This is a genomic window from Chromobacterium haemolyticum DSM 19808, from assembly GCF_000711885.1.
Taxonomy (GTDB): Bacteria; Pseudomonadota; Gammaproteobacteria; order Burkholderiales; family Chromobacteriaceae; genus Chromobacterium; species Chromobacterium haemolyticum.
On the sequence record NZ_JONK01000006.1, the window covers coordinates 231,679 to 256,392 of the forward strand.

19 protein-coding genes are annotated in these 24,714 nt (G+C 63.5%); 13 read left to right on the plus strand and 6 right to left on the minus strand.

The window, feature by feature from the left end; translation table 11 throughout:
- Positions 1-6 precede the first annotated feature (6 nt).
- The 6 genes from BR71_RS06230 (at position 7) to dsr1 (ending at position 9,378) form a co-directional block, all read left to right on the plus strand.
- Positions 7-702: an ABC transporter permease gene (locus tag BR71_RS06230; protein ID WP_043634166.1), complete on the plus strand. Its 696-nt coding sequence runs from the start codon at positions 7-9 to the stop codon at positions 700-702.
- An 88-nt stretch (positions 703-790) separates the two neighbouring features.
- Positions 791-1,993 carry a pyridoxal phosphate-dependent aminotransferase gene (locus BR71_RS06235; protein ID WP_043634169.1) on the plus strand — a complete coding sequence of 401 codons (1,203 nt, stop codon included), beginning with the start codon at positions 791-793 and terminating at the stop codon, positions 1,991-1,993.
- A complete protein-coding gene (locus BR71_RS06240; RefSeq protein ID WP_043634172.1) occupies positions 1,990-3,585 on the plus strand; it encodes a 5-guanidino-2-oxopentanoate decarboxylase in 1,596 nt (531 codons plus the stop codon). Before BR71_RS06235 ends, BR71_RS06240 begins: the two co-directional genes overlap by 4 nt.
- A 274-nt stretch (positions 3,586-3,859) precedes the next feature.
- Positions 3,860-4,531, plus strand: a complete 672-nt coding sequence (locus BR71_RS06245) for a hypothetical protein (RefSeq protein WP_043634182.1) — start codon at positions 3,860-3,862, stop codon at positions 4,529-4,531.
- Between the two features lie 41 nt (positions 4,532-4,572).
- The gene (locus BR71_RS06250) at positions 4,573-5,283 is read left to right on the plus strand and encodes a hypothetical protein (RefSeq protein WP_208854841.1); all 711 of its coding nucleotides are present in this window, start codon (positions 4,573-4,575) and stop codon (positions 5,281-5,283) included.
- Between the two features lie 255 nt (positions 5,284-5,538).
- Complete coding sequence (dsr1, locus tag BR71_RS06255; protein WP_043634185.1) at positions 5,539-9,378, plus strand: anti-phage defense-associated sirtuin Dsr1; 3,840 nt, start codon at positions 5,539-5,541, stop codon at positions 9,376-9,378.
- A gap of 233 nt (positions 9,379-9,611) precedes the next feature.
- Here dsr1 and BR71_RS06260 read toward each other — a convergent pair whose 3' ends face one another.
- From BR71_RS06260 to BR71_RS06270, 3 genes are all read right to left on the minus strand, one after another.
- Positions 9,612-10,088: an FKBP-type peptidyl-prolyl cis-trans isomerase gene (locus tag BR71_RS06260; RefSeq protein WP_039755364.1), complete on the minus strand. Its 477-nt coding sequence runs from the start codon at positions 10,086-10,088 to the stop codon at positions 9,612-9,614.
- Between the two features lie 306 nt (positions 10,089-10,394).
- Positions 10,395-10,919, minus strand: a complete 525-nt coding sequence (locus tag BR71_RS06265; protein WP_043634189.1) for a hypothetical protein — start codon at positions 10,917-10,919, stop codon at positions 10,395-10,397.
- A 374-nt stretch (positions 10,920-11,293) separates the two neighbouring features.
- Positions 11,294-12,229, minus strand: a complete 936-nt coding sequence (locus BR71_RS06270) for a LysR family transcriptional regulator (RefSeq protein ID WP_043634192.1) — start codon at positions 12,227-12,229, stop codon at positions 11,294-11,296.
- 94 nt (positions 12,230-12,323) lie between these two features.
- Between BR71_RS06270 and BR71_RS06275 the strand changes: the two genes are divergently transcribed.
- Complete coding sequence (locus tag BR71_RS06275; protein ID WP_043634195.1) at positions 12,324-13,097, plus strand: NAD(P)H-dependent oxidoreductase; 774 nt, start codon at positions 12,324-12,326, stop codon at positions 13,095-13,097.
- Between the two features lie 6 nt (positions 13,098-13,103).
- On the opposite strand, the gene BR71_RS06280 is transcribed toward BR71_RS06275, so the two are convergent.
- On the minus strand, positions 13,104-15,059 hold the full coding sequence (locus tag BR71_RS06280; RefSeq protein WP_043634198.1) for an oxidoreductase: 1,956 nt from the start codon (positions 15,057-15,059) through the stop codon (positions 13,104-13,106).
- A gap of 137 nt (positions 15,060-15,196) precedes the next feature.
- Here BR71_RS06280 and BR71_RS06285 point away from each other — a divergent pair, with 137 nt between their 5' ends.
- Positions 15,197-15,781 carry a cupin domain-containing protein gene (locus BR71_RS06285; RefSeq protein WP_231138225.1) on the plus strand — a complete coding sequence of 195 codons (585 nt, stop codon included), beginning with the start codon at positions 15,197-15,199 and terminating at the stop codon, positions 15,779-15,781.
- A 446-nt stretch (positions 15,782-16,227) separates the two neighbouring features.
- Positions 16,228-17,262 (plus strand): ABC transporter substrate-binding protein, encoded by a 1,035-nt coding sequence (locus BR71_RS06290; RefSeq protein ID WP_043634201.1) that lies wholly within the window; start codon positions 16,228-16,230, stop codon positions 17,260-17,262.
- A gap of 204 nt (positions 17,263-17,466) precedes the next feature.
- Here BR71_RS06290 and BR71_RS06295 read toward each other — a convergent pair whose 3' ends face one another.
- Together BR71_RS06295 and BR71_RS06300 are read right to left on the minus strand one after the other, a co-directional pair.
- On the minus strand, positions 17,467-18,330 hold the full coding sequence (locus tag BR71_RS06295; protein ID WP_081862570.1) for a nucleotidyltransferase domain-containing protein: 864 nt from the start codon (positions 18,328-18,330) through the stop codon (positions 17,467-17,469).
- Positions 18,331-18,614: 284 nt separating this feature from the next.
- Positions 18,615-19,841 (minus strand): RtcB family protein, encoded by a 1,227-nt coding sequence (locus BR71_RS06300; RefSeq protein ID WP_043634204.1) that lies wholly within the window; start codon positions 19,839-19,841, stop codon positions 18,615-18,617.
- Positions 19,842-20,387: 546 nt separating this feature from the next.
- Here BR71_RS06300 and rtcR point away from each other — a divergent pair.
- The 4 genes from rtcR to BR71_RS06320 all read left to right on the plus strand — a co-directional run bounded on the left by rtcR (position 20,388) and on the right by BR71_RS06320 (position 24,449).
- Positions 20,388-21,980 (plus strand): RNA repair transcriptional activator RtcR, encoded by a 1,593-nt coding sequence (rtcR, locus tag BR71_RS06305; protein ID WP_043634207.1) that lies wholly within the window; start codon positions 20,388-20,390, stop codon positions 21,978-21,980.
- 78 nt (positions 21,981-22,058) lie between these two features.
- Positions 22,059-22,391, plus strand: coding sequence for a metal-sulfur cluster assembly factor (locus BR71_RS06310; RefSeq protein WP_019102060.1), 333 nt, complete (start codon positions 22,059-22,061; stop codon positions 22,389-22,391).
- Positions 22,388-23,479, plus strand: a complete 1,092-nt coding sequence (locus tag BR71_RS06315; RefSeq protein WP_043634210.1) for a hypothetical protein — start codon at positions 22,388-22,390, stop codon at positions 23,477-23,479. The genes BR71_RS06310 and BR71_RS06315 overlap by 4 nt, the downstream gene beginning before the upstream one ends.
- Positions 23,480-23,696: 217 nt before the next feature.
- Positions 23,697-24,449, plus strand: coding sequence for a substrate-binding periplasmic protein (locus tag BR71_RS06320; RefSeq protein WP_081862571.1), 753 nt, complete (start codon positions 23,697-23,699; stop codon positions 24,447-24,449).
- Positions 24,450-24,714: the final 265 nt, after the last annotated feature.

The following is a 24,714-nucleotide window of genomic DNA, read 5'->3' on the forward strand; positions in this document are numbered from 1 at the left end:
ACCCGCATGAACTTCCAATGGCTGCAAGACTACGGCCCCATGCTCTGGCGCGGCGTCACCATCACCGTGCAACTACTGCTGCTTTCCGGCAGCCTGGGCTTCGCGCTGGCCGTGGCGGTGGGCTTTGCCCGGCTGTCCCGCCAGCCCTTCCTCGCCTGGCTCAGCCTGTCCTTCACCAACCTGATCCGCGGCACCCCGCTGCTGGTGCAGATCTACGTGCTCTATTACGGCCTGGGCAGCCTGTTCGCCGGCTTTCCGGCGCTGCGCGACAGCCCGCTGTGGCCTTACCTGCGAGAAGGATTCTGGTACGTGGCGCTGGCGCTGGCGCTGAGCGTGGCCGGCTATGTGGGCGAAGTGGTGCGCGGCGGCCTGGCCGCCGTGCCCAAGGGCGAACTGGAAGCCGCCCGCGCGCTGGGCATGTCGCGGCTGACCGCGGCGCGGCGCATCTGGCTGCCGCGCGCGCTGCTGATCCTGCTGCCGTCCTTGGCCGGCGAAACCGTGCTACTGCTCAAATCCACCGCGCTGGCTTCCACCGTGGCGGTGATGGACGTACTGGGCGCGGCCAACCTGGTGCGCGCGCAAACCCTGCGCACCTACGAACCGCTGCTGACCGTGGCGCTGATCTATTTTGCGCTGGCCTGGCTGATAGAACGGGTCTTCCTGCGGCTGGAGAGGAGGCTGCCGGTCCGTACCGCATTCTAAGAGCCTGTTTACGATCTGCTTCGCGAAGGTGATCCCGTCTTGAAAACGGGTTCCAGTGCCGTCTTACCCCATTGTTACGGAGACCTCCATGCGCTTTTCCCCCTTGGTCGAACGCATCGCCGGCGAACGCGTCGATGCCTGGAACATCCACTTTGCTGCGCAACAAGCCGCCGCCCGCGGTGAGGACGTGATCATCCTCAGCGTGGGCGACCCGGAGTTCGCCACCCCGGCCCCCATCATCGAACGCGCGGTGGCCGCGCTGCGCGACGGCGATACCCACTACAGCCCGGTGGATGGCCGCGCCGACCTGCGCGCCGCCATCGCCCGCCGCCATGCCGCCGCCACCGGCCTGGAGATGGACGCCGACAACGTCATCGTGGTGGCCGGCGCGCAAAACGGCCTGTTCTCCGCCGCGCTCTGCCTGTGCCAGGCCGGCGACGAAGTGCTGGTGCCGGAGCCCATGTACCTGACCTACGAAGCCAGCATCCGCGCCAGCGGCGCCACGCTGGTGCCGGTGCCGGTGAAACCCGCGGACGGCTTCCACCTGGACCTGGCCGCGCTGGAAGCCGCCGTCACCCCGCGCACCCGTGCAATCTTCCTCGCCACCCCCTGCAACCCCACCGGCGCGGCGCTGCGCCCGGAAGAACAGGCCGCGGTGGCCGCGCTGGCCCGCCGCCACGATCTGTGGGTGGTGGCCGACGAAGTCTACGCCGGCCTCTGCTTCGAAGCCCCGCACCACAGCATCGCCGCGCTGCCCGGCATGGCGGAACGCACACTGACTCTGGGCAGCCTGTCCAAATCCCACGCCATGGCCGGCTGGCGGCTGGGCTGGGCCGCCGGCCCGCGCCCGCTGATCCAGCACATGGGCACGCTGGCCCTGTGCATGCTCTACGGCATCCCCGGCTTCATCCAACAAGCCGCGCTGCTGGCGCTGCAAGACTACGACGCCTTCGTCGAACCCGTCCGCGCGCTGTACCAGCGGCGGCGCGATCTGGCCCACAGCCTGCTCAGCGGCGTGGACGGCCTGCAATGCCCACTGCCGGAAGCCGGCATGTTCCTGCTGCTGGATGTGCGCGGCTGCGGCCTGGAAGCCGGGGATTTCGCCTGGAAGCTGTTTGAAGCCACCGGCGTCTCCGTGCTGGACGCCGCCGCCTTCGGTCCCACCGCCGCCGGCTTCATCCGCCTGGGCCTGGTGGTGGACGACGAACGCCTGGCCGAAGCCTGCCGCCGCATCGCCCGCTTCGCCGGCCAACTGCGCACCGCCGCGCCAAGACAAAAGGAATCCGCATGAGCACCACCCTGGGCAGCTACCTCACCGCCTGGCTGGCGGCTTACGGCGTCGACACCGTGTTCGGCATCCCCGGCGTCCACACCATCGAGCTCTACCGCGGCCTGGCCGGCAGCGGCATCCGCCACATCGCCGCCCGCCACGAACAAAGCCTGGGCTTCATGGCCGACGGCTACGCCCGCGTCAGCGGCAAACCCGGCGTCTGCTTCGTCATCACCGGCCCCGGCCTCACCAATATCGCCACCGCCATGGGCCAGGCCTACGCCGACTCCATCCCGCTGCTGGTGATCTCCGGCGTCAACGCGCGCGGCAAGCTGGGCTCCGGCGACGGCCACCTGCACGAACTGCCGGACCAGCACGCGCTGGCCAGCCAAGTCGCCGCCTTCAGCCACACCCTGACCGCGGCGGCGGAACTGCCGCAAGTGCTGGCGCGCGCCTTCGCCGTGTTCGACGGTGCACGCCCGCGCCCGGTGCACATTGAAATTCCGCTGGACCTGATGGCCGCGCCCGCCGACGGCCTGCCGCCGCCGCATGCGCCGGCAACGCGGCTGCTGCGCGGGCCGGCCGCCCCCGCCGCCATCGACCACGCCGCCCGCCTGCTGTCCAACGCGGAACGACCGCTGCTGCTGATAGGCGGCGGCGCGCGCCAAGCCGCGCCGCAACTGACCCGGCTGGCGGAAGTGCTGGACGCGCCGGCGCTGATGACCATCAACGCGCGCGGCGCGCTGCCGGACAGCCACCCGCTAGCGCTGTCCTGCAGCCCCTCGCTGCCGGCCGCGCGCCGCCTGATCGCCGCCAGCGACGTGGTGCTGGCCGTGGGCTGCGAACTCGGGCCCACCGACTTCGACATGTATGTGGACGGCGGCTTCCGCCTGCCCGGCGCGCTGATCCGCATCGACATCGACCCGGAACAACTCTGCCGCGGCCGCGGCGCGGATCTACCACTGCTGGGCGACGCCAAAGAAACCCTGCAACTGCTGATACCGCGGCTGACCGACGCCGCCCGCCAGGGCGAAGAGCGCGCCGACGCCGCCCGCCGCCTGGCCGCCGCCGAAATGGAACCGGAAAACGCCGCCGACCTGGCCTGGCTGCACCGCGTGCGCGACATCCTGCCGCAAGCGCGCTGGGTGGGAGACTCCACCCGCCTGGTCTACGCCGGCAACCTGGGCTTTTGCGCGCCGCGCGGCAACAGCTGGTTCAACGCCTCCGTGGGCTTCGGCGCGCTGGGTTACGGCCTGCCCGCCGCCATCGGCGCCGCGCTGGCCGACCCGGACCGGCCGGTGCTGTGCCTGGCCGGCGACGGCGGCTTCCAGTTCACCCTGGCGGAAATGGGCACCGCGATGGAAACCCGCGCCCGCCTGATCGTGCTGCTGCTCAACAACCGCGGCTACGGCGAAATCAAAAGCGCGATGCGCTCCGCCGATATGGAACCGCTGGGCGTGGACCTCTACACCCCGGACTTCCCGGCGCTGGCCCGCGCCTACGGCTGGCGCGCCGAAACCCTGGCGCTGGGCACCCCGGAACCGCTGCTGCGCCAGGCGCTGGAACAGGCCGCCGCCGCCGCTAATCCCACCCTGATAGAAATCGAGGCCTAAGAACCTGTTCAAAGTCTGCTGCGCTTCAGCGATACGGCGTTGCGGCTGAAGGAGCGGAATGGTCATACGGTACATGAGCATTTCGAAGCGGTACGCACCGTGTGACGTCTCACGACGCGCAGCAGATCGTAAACAGGCTCTAAAGCGCGCCGGCCCGCCCCCGGGCCGTGCGCCGCAAACTCAATTTGCATAGAACCCGGCTGCGGCGATAACATGGCTTATCCACGGCGGCACCCGCCCCGCAAGCAATGCGAGACCGGCTCCGGGCATCCCTATGAGAGAACTCGAAATCGTCGAACAACTGGTCCTGGGCGTAGACCCGGCCGGCCGGCGCGACCCGCTGGGCACCCCCAAGGACCCGGCGCTGGACAAGGCGCGCGCACTGTATTACGAGCAGCTCAAGCGCGTCGCCAAACAACACGCCGCCCCACCCTCCGCGCCTGAGCCACAAGTGGCCCCCGGCGGCGCACGCCAGGGCCAACGCTGGACCATAGCGGAAGACAACCGCTTAACCCTGCTGTGGGAAGCCTCCCCCGCGCCGGTGCGCCAACTATCGGAAAAACTGGGCCGCAGCCCGCTGGCCATCGTCTCCCGGCTGGTCCGCTTAGGGCTGTATGACCACCAGCAAGCGGCGATGCAGGCCGACAACGCCCGCATGCAAGCACTGGACCTGCCGCCGCTCTGGGACGTGCCCGCCGCCACGGAAACCCCGCCGGCCAAACCCGCCGCGCCGCCCACGGCAGACAAGCAAGGCGCGGTCTGGACCATGGCCGACGACCAGCAACTGAAAACCCTGTGGCACAGCCCGGCCCAGCCGGACAGCCAGGCCATCGCCAAACAACTGGGCCGCAGCCGCGGCGCCATTCTCGCCCGCCTGGTGCGCCTGGGTCTGTTCAGCGACCGCGACGCGGCGTATCAGGCGGACCAGGCGCGGCTAACCGGCTAGCCGCCCTCATCCTTTTCTAAATCACCAGTCCAAACGACACCATGGCATTCACCTTCGCAAATATTTTCAAGAATCGTCCCCCACAACAAGCAAGCAAACCGGCAGCAGTTCCCGCTCCACAGCCAAGCGCCGCGCCCACGCCGCCGCAAGCCATAACGCCTATCCAGCCCGCTAGCCCAATAAGCGCGCAAACTTCCGCGCCTAGCCTGCCGCCAGTCACAACTCAGCCCTCCGCTCCAGCCCAACCCGCCCCCAGCTCAGCGGAAAAAAAGGGCCATGAGGGCGAGAAAGCGCTCAACGCCTGGTTCAAGCAGCACAAGCTGGCCTATGTCGGCATCTGTCAGAACAAAAACAGCTTTGCCACCCTATTCCATGGCACGGCCAAACGGCCGGACTTCCTGCTCCTGCTGCCCTCACTGGGCATGATCGCCATCGACGCCAAGAACTACACCCCATCGCGCGGCGAACTCACCCTCAGCCTGGAGGAAGAACTCAAAAAAGCACTCACCTTCGAGCGGCTATTCCGCCTGCCGCTGTGGTACGCCTACTGTGATAAGGGAAACATGGGCCAGAACTGGTACTGGATAAGCGCGCTGAAAGCGCTGGAAGTGGGCGAAGTGCGCGATGGCAGTAATGGACAATTCCTGGCCATCAAGATGGAGCACTTTGAAACCATCGCCAGCCCCAATGACTTGGCCAAGCTGTATACCCATACCTTGCCGAGTTTGGAGAAGGTGGCGGCGGGGGTTTGATTGGGGGGTGGGTGAAGGGTTTGTGATGGGACATGTTGTTGTTCGGCTATTCGGCCAAAACGGTCCTTCCGCTACTTGCTAGATAACAGTCGGTTTACACAGAATTTCGGACACTCTCGTCATAGCATCAGTTAATGTCAGATAGATACAATGTTTGCTATGAGCCGGACGCGACTAGTCAATTTGGGCCCTCAGTAGCATAACCTCAGGAGAGAGGGTGTTCTTTTTATATGTTTTGGACAGGTTACAGAAGAAATGCAATTCGTCACAAATGGTCCTGACATCCCCGACACACTCTTGCAGGCACACGAGGAAGGCCACGTAGTGTTTTTTTGTGGGGCGGGTATTTCCTACCCTGCCGGTTTGCCGGACTTCAAAGGACTAGTAAATGAAATCTACCGATTAAACGGAACAGTACTTTCTGATTCGGAGATTGAGCAAGAGGCCTTCAAGCGTGGGCAATACGATGCCACACTCGACCTGCTGGAGAGGCGCCTACCAGGGCAGCGACTAGCAGTTCGTCGCGCACTTGCACAGACCCTGGAGCCTAAACTCCGACGCAAAGGTGCTACTGACACTCAGGTGGCGCTGTTGCGTCTAGCGCGCAGCCGCGAGGGCTCTCTACGGTTGGTTACTACAAACTTCGACCGCATCTTTCACGCAGCGGCCAAACGCACGGGCCAAACGTTCCAGGCTTACGCAGCCCCAATGCTACCGATTCCGAAGAACAGCCGCTGGAATGGGCTGGTCTACCTACACGGCTTGTTACCCGAAAAGCTGGACGACACAGCCCTAAACCGTCTGGTGGTCACTAGCGGTGATTTCGGTTTGGCGTATCTAACCGAACGCTGGGCAGCTCGCTTTGTAAGCGAGCTGTTCCGCAATTATGTGGTCTGCTTTGTCGGCTACAGCATCAACGACCCTGTGCTGCGCTACATGATGGATGCGCTGGCGGCTGATCGGATGCTGGGTGAAGTCACACCTCAAGCCTGGGCACTGGGCGATTGCGAACCGGGGCAAGAGCACCGGAAGACCATTGAATGGGAAGCCAAGGGCGTCACTCCAATCCTTTACACTGTCCCGGCTGGCAGCTACGACCATTCAGCGCTGCACGAGACTCTGTATGCTTGGGCAGACACCTACCGCGATGGCGTGCAGGGAAAAGAGGCCATCGTCGTTAAACACGCCCTGACGCGCCCTCAGGAGAGTACACAGCAGGATGATTTTGTCGGGCGGATGCTTTGGGCCTTATCGGACAAATCGGGTTTGCCGACAAAACGCTTTGCCGACTTCAATCCCGCCCCTTCACTGGACTGGCTACTGGAGCCTTTCGCGCACGAGCGCTTCGAGCACAGCGATCTGACTCGCTTTGGCGTGCAACCCAATCACGAAGTGAACACCAAGCTGCGCTTCAGCCTAATTCGGCGGCCTGCGCCCTATGACCATGCATGGCCGATGCTGCTTGCCTCCGGTGGCATCACGGGCACCCAGTGGGATGAAGTGATGTTTCATTTGGCTCGATGGCTGGTGCGCCACCTGGATGACCCCCGATTGGTCATCTGGATTGCGGAACGGGGCGGACAGATACACGACCGTTGGCTTTGGCTGATCGAACACGAGCTGGATCGATTTGCTCTACTAGAGCGTGATGGCAAAACCTCCGAGCTCAATGAAATTCGTTTGCACGCACCCAATGCCATTCCCGGTCCTTTGATGCGCACGTTATGGCGCCTTCTGCTTAGTGGCCGGGTCAAGTCGCCGTGGCACAATCACGATTTGTTTAGGTGGAAAGAACGTCTTAAGCGAGAAGAACTGACCACCACATTGCGTCTGGAATTGCGAGAGTTGCTTGCACCCAAAATTGTTCTGGAGAAGCCATTTCGTTGGGGCGACGACGACTCAAGCAGCACTAATGAACCCACGCGAATCAAGCAACTGGTGAACTGGGAACTCGCGCTGGCCGCTGATCACGTGTATTCCTCTCTGCACGATTTGACTGACGAGCATTGGACTTCTGCCCTACCGCTTCTGCTGGATGATTTTCAACTGTTATTGCGTGATGCACTGGACCTGCTGGGTGAGTTGGGCGAGGCCGACGACCGTAACGATCAATCGCATTGGGATCTGCCCTCCATCACGCCTCACTGGCAGAACAGGGGGCTCCGGGACTGGGTGAGCCTGATCGAATTACTGCGGGAATCGTGGATGGCAGTTCGCGCCAACGACAGGTCACGCGCGACACGAATCGCACAGAGCTGGGTTGAACTGCCATACCCAACCTTTAAGCGCCTTGCTTTGTTTGCTGCCAGTCTAGATGGTTGCATCCCTCCCGAGCAGTGGGTGAATTGGCTGTTGGCCGATGACGAGTGGTGGTTGTGGTCCGCAGAGATGGGGCGGGAGGTGTTCAGACTGTTCGTCCTGCAGGGGAGGCATTTGGCAGGAGCCGCACAGGAACGCCTAGAGGCTGCCATTTTGAGAGGGCCTCCGCGCAATATGTACGTGGATGACCTGGAGGAAGATCGATGGCAATATATAGTGGCACGCTCGGTCTGGCTGCATCTGGCCAAACTGAACATATCGGGCCTCACACTGGGAACGACTGCAGCGGCACGCTTGGTGGAAATCTCCAGCGCCCATCCTCAATGGCAGTTGGCGACCAACGAGCGTGACGAGTTCTCACACTGGATGAGTGGTACTGGCGATCCGGATTACGAGGACAGCCGGGATGTCGACCTTGCTCCCCGAAAGCGGCAGGAGCTGGTTCAATGGCTCATCAAGCCTACGCCTGAACGGCGTCCTTTCTACGAAGATACGTGGCGTGAGGTTTGCCGCACGCGCTTCTTTCACAGTTTGTCCGCGCTGTGCGATCTGGCAAAGGATGATGTGTGGCCCACCGGCCGGTGGCGCGAGGCTCTGCAGGCTTGGTCTGAAGAAGGCATGGTGTTACGCTCCTGGGGATACGCCGCACCGCTGGTACAGACTATGCCCGATGCCGTACTTCAGGAGATTGCCCACGCTGTCACCTGGTGGCTCCAGTCTGCATCCAAATCGATAAACCGCCATGCGGACATTCTGCTGGGCCTATGCAGCCGTGTACTGGCTCTGCCGCTAGAAGTAGGCTCAGGTTCTCGCATCATACGAAATGGCGTCGAAACTTACGACCCCGTTGGCTCAGCCATTAATCACCCCATTGGGCATATCACGCAAGCCCTGATCAATCTTTGGTTTAAACAGAACCCGAACGACAACGATCTGATCCCAGCTGACCTGAAGCCTATCTTCACCACACTGTGTGACGTGCAAGTTGAGCGATTCCGCCACGGTCGGGTGCTGCTAGGTTCGCGGCTGATCGCTTTTTTCCGTGTGGACCGCCTATGGACCGAACAGCACCTGCTGCCGCTGTTCAACTGGAGAAATCCCGTCGAAGCCAAGGCTGTGTGGGAAGGCTTCCTTTGGTCGCCTCGCTTGTACCAGCCGTTGTTGATAGCCTTCAAGTCGCAGTTTCTGGATAGCGCCAACCACTATGCCGATCTTGGCACGCACCGCCAGCAATTCGCGACATTCCTAACCTATGCAGCATTAGGCCCGACTGAGGGATACACCGTGGAGGAGTTCCGATCTGCGATTGGTTCACTTCCACAAGAAGGTCTGGAGGAGTCGGCGCAGGCTCTCTCCCAAGCGCTTGAAGGTGCGGCGAATCAGCGTGAGGACTATTGGAAAAATCGTGCCCTGCCATTTTGGCAACAGATCTGGCCAAAGTCTCGCAATTTGGCCACCCCGCGCATTGCAGACTCTTTGAGTCATTTGGTGATCGCGGCCCGAGGAGAATTCAAGTCAGCCTTGATTGCGGTACAAGACTGGCTAAAACCGATCGAACACCCGGACTATGTCGTACACCTGTTACACGAATCCGGTTTGTGCAGACAGTTCCCTGCCGAGGCATTACAACTGCTAAATTCAGTGATTGCTAACCAGCAGTGGGCACCCCGAGAGTTGGGACAATGCTTGGACGAAATCTTGCACGCTGCGCCAAACTTTGCACAAGATGCCAGCTACCAACGCCTAAAAGAATATTTCCAAAGGCGTCAGAGCTAAATGACTTTTCTGAGGGTAAAAGCCGTCGTTCAAAATCGGGCTGCTTGCTGTCTGCTTTGGCCGAGTTATAGACGCTCAACAAATTTGCCACTACCCACTACTTTTGACGACTAGCAGCCCCTGCTCTATTCATCTCCTCCTCATATCAGCAGCCAATCCCCCTAACCACCAAGCCCCAGACAAAAAAAGCCCTCCCAATTTGGGAGGGCTTTGTTTATATGAGGCAGGAGCTATCAGTGCTGATGCCCATGCTCGCCATGCACATGCTGGTGAGCAATTTCCTCAGCCGTTGCCGCGCGCACGTCCACCACTTTGACGGCAAAGCGCAGGGTTTTACCGCACAGCGGGTGGTTGCCGTCCAACAATACCGTGGGGCCTTTGATCTTGGTAACGAAGTAGTAACGCGGCTCGCCATCCGGGCCGATACGCTGGATTTGGCCGCCTACCTTCACGCCGGGCGGGAAGTCCGCCTTGGGCATGGTGGTGACCAGGGCTTCGTCGCGCGCGCCGAAGGTGTCTTCGGTAGCCAGTTCCAGCGTGGTTTGAAAACCCGATTCCTGACCTTCAAGCGCGGCTTCCAGCTTGGCGAACAGGTTGTCGTAATCGCCGTGCAGGTAGGAGACGGGCTTTTTGCCATCGTCGTAAACCAGGCCCTGGCTATCGGTAACTTTCATGCGCAGGGTAACGGCGGTGTTGGCGGTGATTTTCATGGCGAGCAATAACAAAAAAATGGAAGCGGGAAGGGTCTCAGTTCAGCGAGGGAGTGTCAACCGAAACGCCCCTGCTTTGCTGGATACGAATGTGGCTGTTTTCCGGGGTAACTATCCCCTTCCCAACAGCCAGCCCCAATGGGGCCGGCTGTCCCTTCCCGGCTTAGAACCTATTTACGATCTGCTACGCGTCGGCGATACGGCGTTGAAAGCAAGCTCAAAATGCTCATGTACTACTTGACCATTCCGCTTTTTCGCTCGTTTTCGCCTTGTCTCGCCCTAGCTCGCAAGATCGTAAACAGGTTCTTAGCTCCTCTTCTTCTGCCTCGGCTTCCGCTGCAAGGTTTCCAACTCGTCCAGGCTGAGATGGAAGCGTTGCATCGCCTCCACGTGCTGCGCCAGGTCCACCTGTTGCGCCCCCAAGTTCAGCAGTATCTCCAGATAGTTGAAGAAGCTTTTGCACATGCTGCGGCGGTGGCTGCGGTCGCTGAAATCCATATCGCTGGCGATGCGGAACAGCAGCCCGCGTGCCGAGTGCTGGCGGTTGAGCTTCAGCATCTGCGCCAAGTGGGCGGCGTACTGGCGGCCCAAGGCGCAGGCTTCAAACTCATCCTTAGGCTCGGCCGGCTGCCAGTAATGTGGATAGGTACGGCCTGCGATACGGCGGATGAAGGGCAGGCTGAGGTCTTTGGCGTGGGGGCCGGCAAACCGGTAACGGGAGCGCGGCCCTAGCGGCGGGAGTTGGGATACGGAATCCAGGCGGGTATCTTGGGTTTCAGTAGCGGACGAAGTGAGTTCGATGCCTAGCACCGGACGGACTAGCTTTACCATTTGCAACCTCCTGAGCAGAAGGGCCCGGCCGCAAGGCGGCAGGGCGGGCACATGACAAGAGTTGGTCTACCGGTGAGCTCTTACGAAAGCCGGCGCGCCCATCAGGGCGCCACTTGCCACGGCCCGCCCGAATAGGCAAAGCAATGGCAACGGATACGCTGTAGAAACAGCGCATCCGCAGTAAGAACTCATAATCGGGAGACCAATCCCGAGCACCGCGATTGCTGCGGCGCGGGGGCTATTGTTGGGGAGGAGCGGGAGGGCGTCAAGCCGGCGGGGTCCGACAAGAGTAGCCGTGCACCGAGTGCCGTGCGTGGCAGGCCATGTACCCTAAACATCATCTGCGCAGCGGATTCAAGAGATCGAGAACAGGCTTAAGACAAAGGCACCGCGTCCGCCGCCGACCCCGCCTGAGCATTAACCAGGGTAACAATGAAGTCCCGCATCCAGCGATGGCCGGGGTGCTGCTGGGTGCGGTCATGCCAGACCATGCCCACTTCAAAGCTTTCCGTGGGCAGCGGAAACTCCACTTGCTTCAGCGCGTCGCCGCGGTCTTGCACCAGGCGCTGCGGCACCAGCGCGACAAAGTCGGACTGCGCCACCATTTCCGGCACAAACAGGAAGGACGCGGCGGACAAGACCACGTTGCGGCGCAGGCCCAGCGCCGCCAGCGTGCGGTCCACCGGGGTGAAGAAGCCGTTGCCGTCCAAGGACACGATGACGTGGTCCAGCGCCGCGTATTCTTCCACGCTCAGCCCTTCCTTCAGGGCGGGGTGGTCGCGGCGGCCAATCAGCACATAGTGTTCGTCAAACAGCCGGCAGCTGTTCAGTTTGGACGGGGCGGCCGGCGGGGTGAGCAGCGCCAGGTCCAGATCGCCCTGCTCCAGCTGCGCCTCTAGCCGGTGCGGGTCCAGCGTGCGCACCGCCACCCGCACGCCGGGCGCGCTTTTGTGCAGTTCCCGCGCCAGCGGGATCAGCAACGCGGCTTGCAGGTAATCGGTGCAGGCGATAGCCACGGTAAGGTCCGCGCTGGCCGGCTCGAAGTCCTGATGTCCGGCCACGGTGGCGCGCACTTCGTTCAGCGCCTTGCGCAAGGGCTCGAACATTTCCAGCGCCTTGGCCGTGGGGTACATGCCGCGGTGGACGGTCACCAGCAGCGGATCGTCAAACAATTCGCGCAGGCGGTTCAATTGCGCGCTCACCGCCGGCTGGCTCAAGCTCAGCCGCGCGGCCGCGCGCGTCACGTTCTGTTCCACCAGCAAGGCTTCCAGCGTTACCAGCAGATTGAGGTCGAGTCGTTTGGTATCCATCTGATGAATAGTAAGCAATAAAAACCGTGATTTCACGAATTGTTGACCACGCGTCAGACTGACGGCTTTCCACCTTTAAACGCTTGGAGGCCGCATGAACCGACACGCCCTGATCATCCACGCCCACCCGGACCCGGCGTCGCTAACCGCCCAATTCGCCGCGCTGGCGCGGCAGACCTTGCAACAGCAGGGCTGCGAGGTCATGGAGTCCGATCTCTACGCAATGAGCTGGAAAGCCGGCGCCGACGCGCAGGATTTCCCGGACCGGATCAATCCACAGCGCTTATTCCTGATCTCCGAATCCCAGCACGCTTACGCCAATGGCCGGCAGAGCGCCGATGTGGCGGCCGAACAGCAAAAACTGCTGGCGGCGGACTTGGTGATCATGCTGTTTCCGCTGTGGTGGTACGGCTTGCCCGCCTTGCTCAAGGGTTGGATTGACCGAGTCTACGCTTACGGCTTCGCCTATGGCTATCGCAACGAAGGCAACCGCTGGCGCTACGGCGACGGCGCGCTGAGCGGCAAACGCGCAATGCTGGCCGCGATGGTGGGCGGGCCGGAGCGGGACTACGGTCCGCGCGGCATCAACGGGCCGCTGGAGCAACTGTTGTTTCCCGTGACACATGGCTGCCTGTTCTACCCCGGCATGGAGGTGCTGCCCACCCATGCGGTGTACGACGCCAACCGCCTTGCCGGCGCGGAACTGGATGCGGCCAAGGACGCCTGGCGGCGGAGGCTGCTTGGGGTGTGGGATGAAGCGCCGATTCCCTTCCGCCGCCAGAACGGCGGCGATTACCCGGACGGCCACACTTTGGGCGAGCAGGTCGCCGCCTGCGCCAGCGGCCTGACGGCGCATATCGCCGGCTGACGGCAGCTACAAACGCCAGCCCAGCCGCATGCCTTCATAGATGGCTTCTTCCGCGGTGCGCGGCGCCAGGCAATCGCCTATCGCGTGCAGTTCGGCGCCGCAGTCGCTCAATTCCTCCAATAAACCATCCTCGGCCTGGTGCCCCTGACACAGCACCAGGCAGTCCACATCGCTTTCCACCATGGCTTCCTCGCTGGCGGTGTGCAGCAGATACACGCTGTCGTCGTCGTGACCGTACAGCCGCGCGTACGGCGTTACCGCCACGCCGGCGCGCTGCAGTTGGCCGGCCAGGTGGTCGCGCACATACATTTGCAGCGCTTCGCCGGCGTGGGTGCCGTTGACCGCCAGCCTCACCTGATGGCCGGCGGCGGCCAGCCGCAGCGCGATGCCGGGGCCAATCCAGTCGCAGCGCCAGTCCGCCACCAGTACCTTGCCTCCCCTCACCGCTTCGCCGCGCAGCACTTGCCAGGCGTCCAGCACTTGCATGGCGCCGCCGCCTTCCAGCGCCGGCCAGCGCGGCCGCGCGCCGGTGGCCACCACTACCGCGTCCGGGGCCAGCCGCCGCACTAGTTCGCGGTCCACCCTAACGTTGCGCCTCACTTCCACGCCAGCCAGTTGCAGCTCCCGTTCCAGATTGGTGATCAGGCCGCCGAACTCGGCTCGGCCGGGCAGCAGTTGCGCCAGCAGCGCCTGGCCGCCCAGTTGCGGGCCCGCTTCGTACAGGCTGACCTGATGGCCGCGCTGCGCCGCGATCACCGCCGCCTTCATGCCGGCCGGGCCGCCGCCGGCCACCAGCACTCGCCGCGGCGCGGCGGCCGGCCGCAGTTCGCCGTATTCCAGTTCGCGGCCGCTTTGCGGGTGTTGGATGCAGGAGATGGGCAGGCCGCGGTGGAAGCGGCCGATACAGGCCTGGTTGCAGCCTATGCAGGCGCGGATGTCGTCATGCCGGCCCTGCTCGGCCTTGGCCGGCAGTTCCGGGTCGCAAATCAGCGCGCGGGTCATGCCGCAGCCGTCGGCCTGCCCGCCGGCCAATAGTTGTTCTGCTTCCTGCGGCTGGTTGATGCGCCCGGCCAGCAACACCGGGATGCTCAGCGCGCGCTTGAAGCGCGCCGCTTGCTCCGCTAGGTAGGCGGCCGGCAACGCCATCGGCGGCGCGATGTGGATGGCCGCGCCCAGGGTGGCGGAGCTGCCGGCCACCAGGCTGACGTAGTCCAGTTCGCTCTCCTGCGCCCGCGTCGCCGCCAGCGCCAGCTCGGCGTCCATCCCCTCGCCTTCTTCCTCGCCGGCGGAAATGCGCAGACCCACCACAAAGCCAGGCCCGCCGCCGGCACGGGCGGCGGCCACCGCTTCGCGCAGGAAGCGCAGCCGGCCGGCGTCGTCGCCGCCATAGCCGTCTTGGCGGCGGTTGACTTGGGGGTTGAGGAATTGCGCCGGTAAATAGCCGTGACTGGCGACGATCTCGGCGCCGTCCACGCCGGCGGCGCGCAGCCGCCGCGCCGCCGCTCCGTAGCCAGCGATGATTTCGTCTATCATTTCGCGGCTCAGCGCGCGCGGCTGCACGTGGAAGCGCTCGCTGGGCGTCGCCGACGGCGCGTAGGCCACGCTCAGCAGGCCGTCGGCGCTTTCCATGATTTCGCGGCCGGGGTGGAACAGCTGGGCAAACAGCTTGCAGCCTTCGGCGTGCACGGCCTCGGCCAGTTGGCGGTAGCCGGGCACGCAGCTGTCGTCGGTGGCCATCAAGGCGTGCGAGGTGTAGCGCGCGGTTTCGTGAACGCCGGAGACTTGCAGCACGATCAGGCCGACGCCGCCGCGCGCCCGCGCCCGGTGGTAGGCCACCAGCGCCGGGCTGACCCGGCCATCCTCCGGCAGCACGGTGTCGTGGCCGGTGGACATGATACGATTCTTCAGCAGCGCCGGGCCGATGCGCAGCGGGGAGAACAGCAAGGGGAACAAGGTGCTCATCGCGTGGACCTTTGATCGGGTTGGCGGACGCCATCGCAGTGGCGCTTTGATTTTGCTTAAATTAAAATTTATTGCAAATTTTTTTAATAAAATTCAAGCATGAACCGCGGCCAAGCGCCGTCGCACAGGATTTCATCGTGAGCAAAAACGCAACATCCGCCGCCGAGGCCCCGCTGCAGCTGGGCGCCCGCATCCGCCAACTACGCAAGCGCCAGGGCCTGACGCTGAGCCGGCTGGCCGCAACCAGCGGCCTGTCCGTGGGCCACATCAGCCTGATAGAACGCGAGCTGGCCCAGCCGTCCATCAATGCGCTGGTCAATATCGCGCGCAGCCTGGGGGTGACGGTGCAATGGTTTTTCAATGACTCCGCCGAGCAAGCCGAGGATGAGAAGGACTACATCGTGCGCCGCGAGCAGCGGCCGCGGCTGGACTACCAGAGCGGCTTCGTCGATCACTTGCTGACGCCCCGGAATCAGCGCCAGCTGGAGATGATCCATTGCCTGATCCCGCCCGGCGCCAGCTGCGACGAGGGCTATAGCCACAACGGCGAGGAAGCCGGCTTTGTGCTCAAGGGCTCGCTGGAGTTGTTTGTGGGCGAGCGCCAGTTCCATCTGGAACAGGGCGACAGCTTCGCCTATTCCAGCAGCGAGCCGCACCGCTACCGCAACCCGGGCAGCGGCGAGACCATTGTGATATGGGTGATTACTCCGCCCAGCTTCTGAGAAGCTGTTCAAAGTCTGCTGCGCTGCCTCGCTCTGTGATCGCTAGATCGTAAACACGTTCTAACAGCCCGTAGGATCTCCGCTGCGCGTCGTAACGCGTCCACGGCGAGTGCCGCTTCGACAGACTCCCCCCCCCCAGCAAAGCCGCTCGCTCAGCGGCTTTCGCCTTCTCCCGCGCAGGCTTGCACAGCGCCTGTCCCGCTCAAAGCCGGCCAGTGCCGCAACAAATTTTTAATAAAATCAAAATAAAATTTACAGTTTTTTGATCGCTTCCTAGACTGTTCAATCCGGCAAGGCTAAAAGCCGCTAACAAAGCCACGAAGAGAACCTGAGCCAAGGCGCGCCGACGCAGGCAGTACAAGTCGTACGACAAGTCGGCGCAACGCAGGATCAGGGGTTGGGTTAGCGGATCTAAGCCGGCCCCGCAGCACAAGAGGAGATTGGTCATGAAACTGACGTATCTGAGCATCGCCGCCAGCCTGCTGGCCGGCGGCGTCGCCTCCGCCAGCGAACTGGTGGTAGTGTCCTATGGCGGCGAGAACCAGGCGGCGCAGTCGCGCGCCTATTACGCGCCCTATCAACGCCAAAGCGGGGTGCGCATCGTCGCGGACGCCTGGAACGGCGAGTTCGCCAAAATCAAGGCGATGGCGGCCACCGGCCGCGCGCGCTGGGACGCGGTGGAGGTGGACGCCGCGGCGCAGGGACGCGGCTGTGAGGAGGGCCTGCTGGAAAAGCTGGATTACAAACGGATAGGCGACAAGGCCGACTTCGTGCCGGGCGCGGCCCAGCCTTGCGCCATCGGCATGTTTCTGGCCTCCATGGTGCTGGCTTACAACGAAGACAAGCTGAAAACCGCGCCGCAAAGCTGGCGCGATTTCTGGGATGTGAAGCGCTTCCCCGGCAAGCGGGCTTTGCGCCGCGGCGCGGCCTACACGCTGGAGATCGCGCTGCTGGCGGACGGCGTGCCGCCCGCCCAGGTCTACAAAACCCTATCCACGCCGGCCGGAGTGGACCGCACCTTTCGCAAGCTTGATCAGCTCAAGCCTTATATCCAATGGTGGGAAAGCGGCGCGCAGCCGCCGCAATACTTATTGTCCGGCGACGTGGTGATGAGTTCTTCCTACAACGGCCGCATCAGCCTGGCGCGGCGAGAGGGCCGCAAGCTGCGGATGGTATGGCTCAACAACATCAGCGAGTTCAGCTACTGGGCTATTCCCAAGGGCTCGCCCAACAAGGACGAGGCCATGAAGTTCATCGCCTTCGCCAGCCGGCCGGAACAGCAAAAGCTGTATTCAGAGCAGATGCCTTACGGCCCCAGCAATCGCAAGGCGCTTAGCCTGCTGCCGGCCGCGGTCCAGGCGGACTTGCCCAGCCACCCGGCCAATATGGCCGGTTCGCTGGCAATGGACGCCGCGTTCTGGACCGATAACGGCGAGGCGCTGGAGCAGCGCTTCGCCAGTTGGGCGGCCAAGCGGCCGTAAACGGCGCCGCCCATCCCGCAAACCTTAATCGGCCCGCCGCCGCAACGGCGGGTCCGTCAGGCTCAACTCAGGCCAGACCCCAGGGCGTAAAAGCCACGCCCGGCGTCCAGACCGGAGAGCTTGCCGGCAGCGGTAAAGCAGACCCTGATAGCTGACGCCGTCGCCCACTTGCCAAGCGTGCTCGTTCAGCCGCTCAGAACCTGTTTACGATCTGCTACGCGTCGTGAAACGCGGCTCGGTGAGTGCAACTTCAAAATGCTTCCGTTCATGGTCTAGCGGCTTGGCCAAGCGCCACAGCGCCTGGTCCAGCCGCGCGCTGTCTCCACGAGGCGTTGGCAGCGCTGGCGCGGGTTCCGCCGCCGCCAATTGTTGTTCGATGAAAGCATGGATCCGCGGGCGGCGCGGTCCGCGCATGGACTCGCCGCAGGCGATCTTCACCGCCAACAGGCGGTTGATCTCAACCGCCAGCTCGGCGTCGTCCACAACCCCGGCGGCCAGTTGGGCGAAGCGCGTCGGCGGCATGCCTCGCCCGGCGTCCAGCCAGCGCACGGCCAGCAAAGCCCTCAGCACGTACAGGTATTTTTTCAAGCACACGCTGTCGCCCTGCAGGTGAGCGTTGAAGTTCTTGCGCGCCATCGCCAGGTAGTGCCAGCGACACTTGAGGTCCGAGCGGAAGTCCGGCGCCAGCCCGCGCAGCAGGCGCAGGGCCTGCGGATCCGCCCGGTACACCAGCGGCGATTGCAGCCATTCGCACAGCGTGGGATTGGAACCTTGCAGCAGACGCAGCGCTTTGCGCAGCTCCCAACCGCTGATGTCCAGCTCATCGTTGATCGGCAGTTCGATCACGTCGCGCTGCGGCATCACGCGCAGATACCATTCCGGCTCGTGCACGTAGATGAAGCGCACGTCGTAATCACTGTCGGGCGACGGAAAGCCCCAGGCGCGGCTGCCGGATTCGCAGGCATAAAGCACCCTCACCCGATGCCGCCATTCCAGCGTGTCCAGTTCACGCCCCACCCGCTCGCGCATCGCGTCTTCCAGCGGGTGCTGAAATAAAAATTCTTGCATTGTCTCTGTCTCCAGGCAGCCGCAGAGCTTCCAACCCTGTTGGCGCCTTTCTTTAGAACCTGTTTCCGATCCGCTCCGCGCAGGGAGATGTCACACAGCGAACGCCGCCGCGAAATGCCGATACACCACTTGAACATTCCGCTTTTCCCTGGTTTCACCTTGTTTCGCCCTTGCTCGCAAGATCGCAAACACGCTCTTTGAACCTGTTCAATGTCCGCCGCGCACCCGCCAAACGGCTAGCAAAGGACGTTAAAAAACGCGCGCGCCGGGCCGGGAACGGGCCTTCACCCTTTCACGCAGACCACCTGGCGCAAGGTATGCACCACTTCCACCAGGCTGGACTGCGCCGCCATCACCGCGTCGATGTCTTTGTAAGCCATCGGGATTTCGTCGATCACGTCGGCGTCCTTGCGGCATTCCACATGGGCGGTAGCGCGCCGCTGGTCTTCCAGATCGAAACGGCGCTTAGCTTCGGTGCGGCTCATCGCGCGGCCGGCTCCGTGGCTGCAGGAACAGAAGGCCTCCTCATTGCCCAGGCCGCGCACGATGAAGCTCTTGGCGCCCATGGAGCCGGGGATGATGCCCAGCTGGCCCTTGTGGGCGGCCACCGCGCCCTTGCGCGTCACGAGCACGTCTCGGCCAAAGTGGGTCTCGCGCTGCACGTAGTTGTGGTGGCAGTTCACCGCTTCCACTTCGGCGTCGAAGGGCTTGGCGATCACGCCGCGCGCGGCCTCCACCACATGGCGCATCATCAGTTGACGGTTTTGACGCGCATAGTCCTGAGCCCACCCCACGGCTTCCACGTAGTCGTTGAAATGAGAGCTGCCTTCTTCGAAATAAGCCAGTTCGCGGTGCGGCAAGTTGGCGATGTGCCGGCGCATATCCGCCTGGGCCAGTTCAATAAACAGGTTGCCGATGGCGTTGCCCACGCCGCGCGAACCAGAGTGCAGCATGAACCAGACCCGATCCGCCTCGTCCAGGCACACTTCGACGAAGTGATTGCCAGTGCCTAGCGTGCCCAAGTGGAGGTAGTTATTGGTTTTCGCCAGCTTGGGATATTTGGCCGCGATGGCGTCGAAGCCCGGCAGCAGCCGCGCCCAGGCGGCGTCCACGCCGGCCGGCGGCCGCTGCCAGGCGCCCTTGTCGCGCCCGGAGCGGGGGGAACTGCGGCCGTGCGGCACCGCGGCTTCGATGGCGCCGCGCAAGCCACCCAGTTGGTCCGGCAAATCCGCGGCGCTCAGCGTGGTACGCGCAGCCATCATTCCGCAGCCAATATCCACGCCCACCGCCGCCGGAATGACGGCGCCCACGGTGGGGATCACACTACCGATGGTGGAGCCCTTGCCCAGATGGACGTCCGGCATCACCGCCAGGTGCCGGAAGATAAAAGGCAGCTGCGCGGTTTGCAGCAGTTGCTCGCGGGCGGCGTCCTCCACCGGGACGCCTTGCGTCCACATCTTGATTGGCGCGCCATTGGGCGCTTGCAGGGTTTGGTAGGGATTCACGGTCATATTTTTGTCTTTCTTTGTGCATATCTGTTTTTAGAGCCGCTAACAAAACCGCGCAGCGTACCTGAGCCAAGGCGCGCCGACGCAGAAAACAAAGTTTCTGCGAAGCTACAGTACAAGTCGTACGACAAGGAGGCGCAACGCAGGATCAGGGGTTCTGTTAACGGGTCTTAGAGCCTGTTCACGATCTCGCGAACAAGAGCGAGACAAGGCGAAAACGAGCGAAAAAGCGGAATGGTCACGTGGTACATGAGCATTTTGAGCTTGTACTCACCGTGCAACGCTTCACGACGCGCAGCAGATCGTGAACAGGTTCTTAGCGCGCTGCCGGCGCGCTTCGCCCCAAGGGCGGACAGGCTTGCGCCTCCGCACCCATTTCGCTTATTGCCAGAATCGTGCCAGCTTGATGACAACTCAAAATAGAACCAACAAGCCATTGATTAAACAATAACAAACCTTCCACGAGGCAACCAATCTCCGTATTTTGAAGAAACACAGCCAAGTCTTTTTTGATAAAATATTCTATTCAATTATCCAAATAGATAAGATATGCGCGAAAGAGTGGCGATTGGTTTCCTGGGTACGGTGCTGGACCGGCGCGGCCACGGCGCCGAGCGCTGGAAAAAATGGCGGCCCTCGGTGGGCATTTGCGCCCAGCCCGAAATGCCGCTGCGGCGGCTGGAATTGCTGCACGACAACCATCATTCTCGGCTGGCTCAGCTGACGGCGCAGGATATCGCCGCGGTGTCTCCGGGTACCGAAGTGCGGCTGCATGCAGTCAATCTGCAAGACCCGTGGGATTTCGAGGAGATGTACGCGGCGCTACACGATTTCGCCTTGCGCTACGCCTTCGACACCGAACGCGAGGATTACCTGGTCCACATCACCACCGGCACCCATGTGGCGCAGATTTGCTGGTTTCTACTCACCGAATCCCGTCACCTGCCGGCGCGGCTGCTGCAAAGCTCGCCGGCGCGCCAGGGCCAGCGGCTGGCCGGCGAGGTCAGCCTCATCGACCTGGATCTGTCGCGCTACGACCAGATCGCGCAACGTTTCCGCCAGGAGAGCGACGACACCGTGTCCTTTCTCAAGTCCGGCATCGCCACCCGCAACCCCCGCTTCAACCGCCTGATCGAGCAAATCGAGCGGGTGGCAGTGCGCTCCGACGCGCCCATCCTGCTCAGCGGCCCCACCGGCGCGGGCAAGAGCCAGCTGGCGCGCCGGCTCTACCAGCTGAAAAAAACGCGTCATCGGCTGGATGGCCGCTTTGTCGAAGTCAATTGCGCCACCCTGCGCGGCGACAGCGCGATGTCGGCCCTGTTCGGTCATGTGAAGGGCGCCTTCACCGGCGCGCACGCGGAACGCTTCGGTCTGTTGCGCAGCGCGGACGGCGGCATGCTGTTTCTGGACGAGATAGGCGAACTGGGACTAGACGAACAGGCGATGCTGCTCAAGGCCATAGAAGAAAAGCGCTTCTTCCCCTTTGGCAGCGATTGCGAGGTGCACAGCAATTTCCAGTTGATTTGCGGCACGGTGCGGGACTTGCGCCAATGGGTGCGCGCCGGCCGTTTCCGCGAGGATTTGTACGCGCGCATCAATCTATGGAGCTTCGACTTGCCCGGCCTGGCCGAACGCCGCGAGGACATCGAACCCAATCTGGAGTTCGAACTGGCGCGCCACGCTGAGCAACATGGCCAACGCGCCCGCTTCAACGCCGAGGCGCGCCGCGCCTACCTCGCCTTCGCCGCGTCTCCGCAAGCGCGCTGGCAAGGCAATTTCCGCGAACTGTCCGCCTCGGTCACGCGGATGGCCACGCTGGCCGACGCCGGCCGCATTGACGAGGAAGGCGTCAACGAGGAAATCGCGCGGCTGCGCCACGGTTGGCAAGAGCAAGCGTCGGACGAGGCCCTGGCGGCGCTTGACCCGGAGCGTCTGACGCGGCTGGACCTGTTCGACCGCATGCAATTGGAAGGCGTGCTGCGCGTCTGCCGCGACGCCGCCTCGCTGTCCGAGGCCGGCCGCCGGCTGTTCGCCGCCTCGCGTCAGCTCAAAAGCCAGCCCAACGACGCGGACCGGCTGCGCAAATATCTGGCGCGCTTCGGCCTGGATTGGGAGCAGGTGCGCCGCCGCGATTTAGGCTGAACGGCCTATTGCCCGTCCGCCGCCGCCAGCGTAGCATTCATAAGGTGTAAAAAATATATACCTTAAAAGGCGACCACCATGCCGGACCCGCTCTCAACCGAACAGCAACAGGAAGTGGACTTGGCGCGCAACTTGCTGCGCCAGGTCATAGACCCGGAAATCGGCGTCAACATCATCGACCTTGGCCTGGTCTATCGCATCGACCCGCAAGCCGAACATTTGTTGATCGAGATGACCATGACCTCGCCCGCCTGCCCCATGGGCGAAATGATCATGGATGAAGTGGAATTCGCGCTCACTCACGGTCTGCCGCCGCAGCGTCGCATCCATGTCAACCTGGTTTGGGAGCCGGCCTGGTCGCCGGAAAGGATGAGCGAGGACAGCCGCCGTCATTTCGGCTGGCGGGCATGAGCGCCCGGCAGCCCTGGCTGGGCCTGGCCGCGCTGTCCCTGTTCTGCGGCGCGCTGGCCGGCCTGGCGCGCCTGGGCTGGGCAGTCCCCACCGCGACCGCTGCGCTGGCCGGTTGGCACGGCGCGCTGATGATAGGCGCGTTCTTCGGCGGGGTAATCAGCCTGGAGCGGGCAGTGGCCTTGAACCGCCGGTGGGCCTTGCTTGCGCCGGCGGCCGCGGGACTGTCCGGCCTGAGCCTGATCGCCGGCCTGCCGCCGCTGACGGCGCAGTTGCTGCAGACGCTGGCCGCGGTTGTCTTGCTGGCCGGAGGTGTCCAGGTGCTGAGGCGTCAGGCCGCCGCTTTCACTCTGACCCTGGCCGCCGCCGAGCTGTGCTGGCTGATCGGCAACCTCGCCTGGCTGCTGGGCAGCGATTTGCAAGCGGCCATCCCCTGGTGGCTGGCCTTTCTGGTTCTGACCATTGCCGGCGAACGGCTGGAGCTGACCCGCTTACTGCCGCTTGCGCCGTCGGCCCGGCGCGGCTTCGCGTTAGCGACCCTGGCGCTGGGCGGCGGCGCGGCGCTGTCCCTATGGCAGCCGGACGCCGGTCTGAGGCTGTACGCGGCGGCCTTGTTGGCGCTAGCCGTCTGGTTGCTGCGACACGACATCGCCCGGCGCAACGCGCGCCAGCAGGGGCTGACCCGCTACATCGCCGTCGCCCTGCTCTGCGGCTACGGCTGGCTGGCGGTGGCCGGCGCCTTGGGCCTGGCCGGCGCGCTGCTGCCCGGCCACCCTTGGCGAGACGCGGCCTTGCACGCGGTGGGCCTGGGCTTTGTGTTTTCCATGGTATTCGGCCACGCGCCCATCATCATCCCTGCGCTGACGCGGCTGAAGCTGCCTTACCGCCCGCTGTTCTACGCGCCGCTGGCGGCCCTGCACCTGTCCTTGCTTCTGCGGCTGTACGGCATGCTGGACGGCGCTTTCGGCTGGCGGCGCGCGGCAGGCCTGCTCAATGCGCTGACCCTGTTGTTTTTCGTCGTCCTGCTGCTAAGCAGCTTGCGACGCGGCCGCGCCCCGGGGGATAGACTCCGGAAAGAAGCCACATCATGAAGCGACACCCCGCCTTGCCGGAATTGTCCCGCGAACACCACCTTGCCTTGAAAATGGCTCGCCAGGCCCGGCTGGCCGTCGAGTCCGACAATCCGGAACGGTAAGCGCAATTAGGCGTCGCGCTGGCGCCGCGCTAAAACCGCCCATTTGTCATCAAACAGGGGCTTTTGTCTGGCAAACTGCCATGCAGTGAACCATCACGCATAACGGACAAAAAATGGTCATACCGGGGACTCTCATCCGCCCGCTGCTGGCGGCGCTTGGCGTATGCTGGGCGCTGTCCGCCGCGGCGGCCGACATCAACGCCTATACCGAGGATTTACCGCCGCTCAGCTATGTGGAAAACGGCCGGGTCAAGGGCTATGCCGCGGAGGCCTTGCGCCTGGTCGCGGCGGAGGCCGGGCTCAGCCTGGAAATTGAAGTTCAGCCCTGGCTGCGCGCATACGCCACGGTGCGGAAGACGCCGGACGCGCTGTTGTTCGCCATGGTGCGCACGCCGGAGCGGGAAACACAGTTCCAATGGGTGGGGCCGATAGGCCCGCGCCGCGTCTTCCTGTACCGGCTGTCCGCCCGCCGCGATATCCGCCTGGGCAGCGCGGCCGACGCGCGGCGCTACCGGGTGGGCGCGCTGGCCGGCTCCGCCGCCTTCAACCGGCTGGCGGCGCTAGACCCGCGGCGCGAAGGGCTGGACGCCGGCCAGGACGACGCGGCCAATCTGAACAAGCTGCTGCTGGACCGCGTCGATCTGGTGGCGATGCTGGATTGGGCGATGCGCTGGCATCTGGACAAGCTGAAGCTGCCGCCGCGCACGGCCGCGCCGGCTTATTTGCTGGACGGCGGGGGGCAATACTGGTTCGCGCTCAATCCGGACACGCCGCCGCAGCGCGTCCTGCGTTTGCAGAAAGCCTTGAACCGCGTTATCGCGGACGGCCGGCTGCGGCTGTTGCGCCGGCGCTATCTGGGCGATTAAGAGCCGCTAACAAAAACCTCGCAGAGAACCTGAGCCCAGTACCCGTAGCACGCCAAGGAGGCGCAACGCAGGATCAAGGGTCTTGTTAGAACCTGTTTACGATCCGCTGTGCGTCGTGGAGCGTTACACGGTGAGTACGGTTTCGAAATGCTCATGTACCGTGAGTACACTCCGCTTTCTCAGCGGTTTTCGTCTTGTCTCGCCTTAGCTCGCGAGATCGTAAACACGTTCTTAGCGGGTCTAAGCCGGGTCGAAGCCCGGCGGC

Bases quoted from the DNA above. Each gene is read 5' to 3' on its own strand.
- BR71_RS06245 (WP_043634182.1), top strand. From the start codon at position 3,860: ATGAGAGAACTCGAAATCGTCGAACAACTGGTCCTGGGCGTAGACCCG.
- BR71_RS06300 (WP_043634204.1), bottom strand. From the start codon at position 19,841: ATGACCGTGAATCCCTACCAAACCCTGCAAGCGCCCAATGGCGCGCCA.
- dsr1 (WP_043634185.1), top strand. From the start codon at position 5,539: ATGCAATTCGTCACAAATGGTCCTGACATCCCCGACACACTCTTGCAG.
- BR71_RS06280 (WP_043634198.1), bottom strand. From the start codon at position 15,059: ATGAGCACCTTGTTCCCCTTGCTGTTCTCCCCGCTGCGCATCGGCCCG.
- BR71_RS06240 (WP_043634172.1), top strand. From the start codon at position 1,990: ATGAGCACCACCCTGGGCAGCTACCTCACCGCCTGGCTGGCGGCTTAC.
- BR71_RS06230 (WP_043634166.1), top strand. From the start codon at position 7: ATGAACTTCCAATGGCTGCAAGACTACGGCCCCATGCTCTGGCGCGGC.
- BR71_RS06295 (WP_081862570.1), bottom strand. From the start codon at position 18,330: ATGCAAGAATTTTTATTTCAGCACCCGCTGGAAGACGCGATGCGCGAG.
- BR71_RS06315 (WP_043634210.1), top strand. From the start codon at position 22,388: ATGAGCGCCCGGCAGCCCTGGCTGGGCCTGGCCGCGCTGTCCCTGTTC.
- BR71_RS06275 (WP_043634195.1), top strand. From the start codon at position 12,324: ATGAACCGACACGCCCTGATCATCCACGCCCACCCGGACCCGGCGTCG.
- BR71_RS06320 (WP_081862571.1), top strand. From the start codon at position 23,697: ATGGTCATACCGGGGACTCTCATCCGCCCGCTGCTGGCGGCGCTTGGC.
- rtcR (WP_043634207.1), top strand. From the start codon at position 20,388: ATGCGCGAAAGAGTGGCGATTGGTTTCCTGGGTACGGTGCTGGACCGG.
- BR71_RS06270 (WP_043634192.1), bottom strand. From the start codon at position 12,229: ATGGATACCAAACGACTCGACCTCAATCTGCTGGTAACGCTGGAAGCC.
- BR71_RS06260 (WP_039755364.1), bottom strand. From the start codon at position 10,088: ATGAAAATCACCGCCAACACCGCCGTTACCCTGCGCATGAAAGTTACC.
- BR71_RS06265 (WP_043634189.1), bottom strand. From the start codon at position 10,919: ATGGTAAAGCTAGTCCGTCCGGTGCTAGGCATCGAACTCACTTCGTCC.
- BR71_RS06235 (WP_043634169.1), top strand. From the start codon at position 791: ATGCGCTTTTCCCCCTTGGTCGAACGCATCGCCGGCGAACGCGTCGAT.
- BR71_RS06310 (WP_019102060.1), top strand. From the start codon at position 22,059: ATGCCGGACCCGCTCTCAACCGAACAGCAACAGGAAGTGGACTTGGCG.
- BR71_RS06290 (WP_043634201.1), top strand. From the start codon at position 16,228: ATGAAACTGACGTATCTGAGCATCGCCGCCAGCCTGCTGGCCGGCGGC.
- BR71_RS06250 (WP_208854841.1), top strand. From the start codon at position 4,573: ATGGCATTCACCTTCGCAAATATTTTCAAGAATCGTCCCCCACAACAA.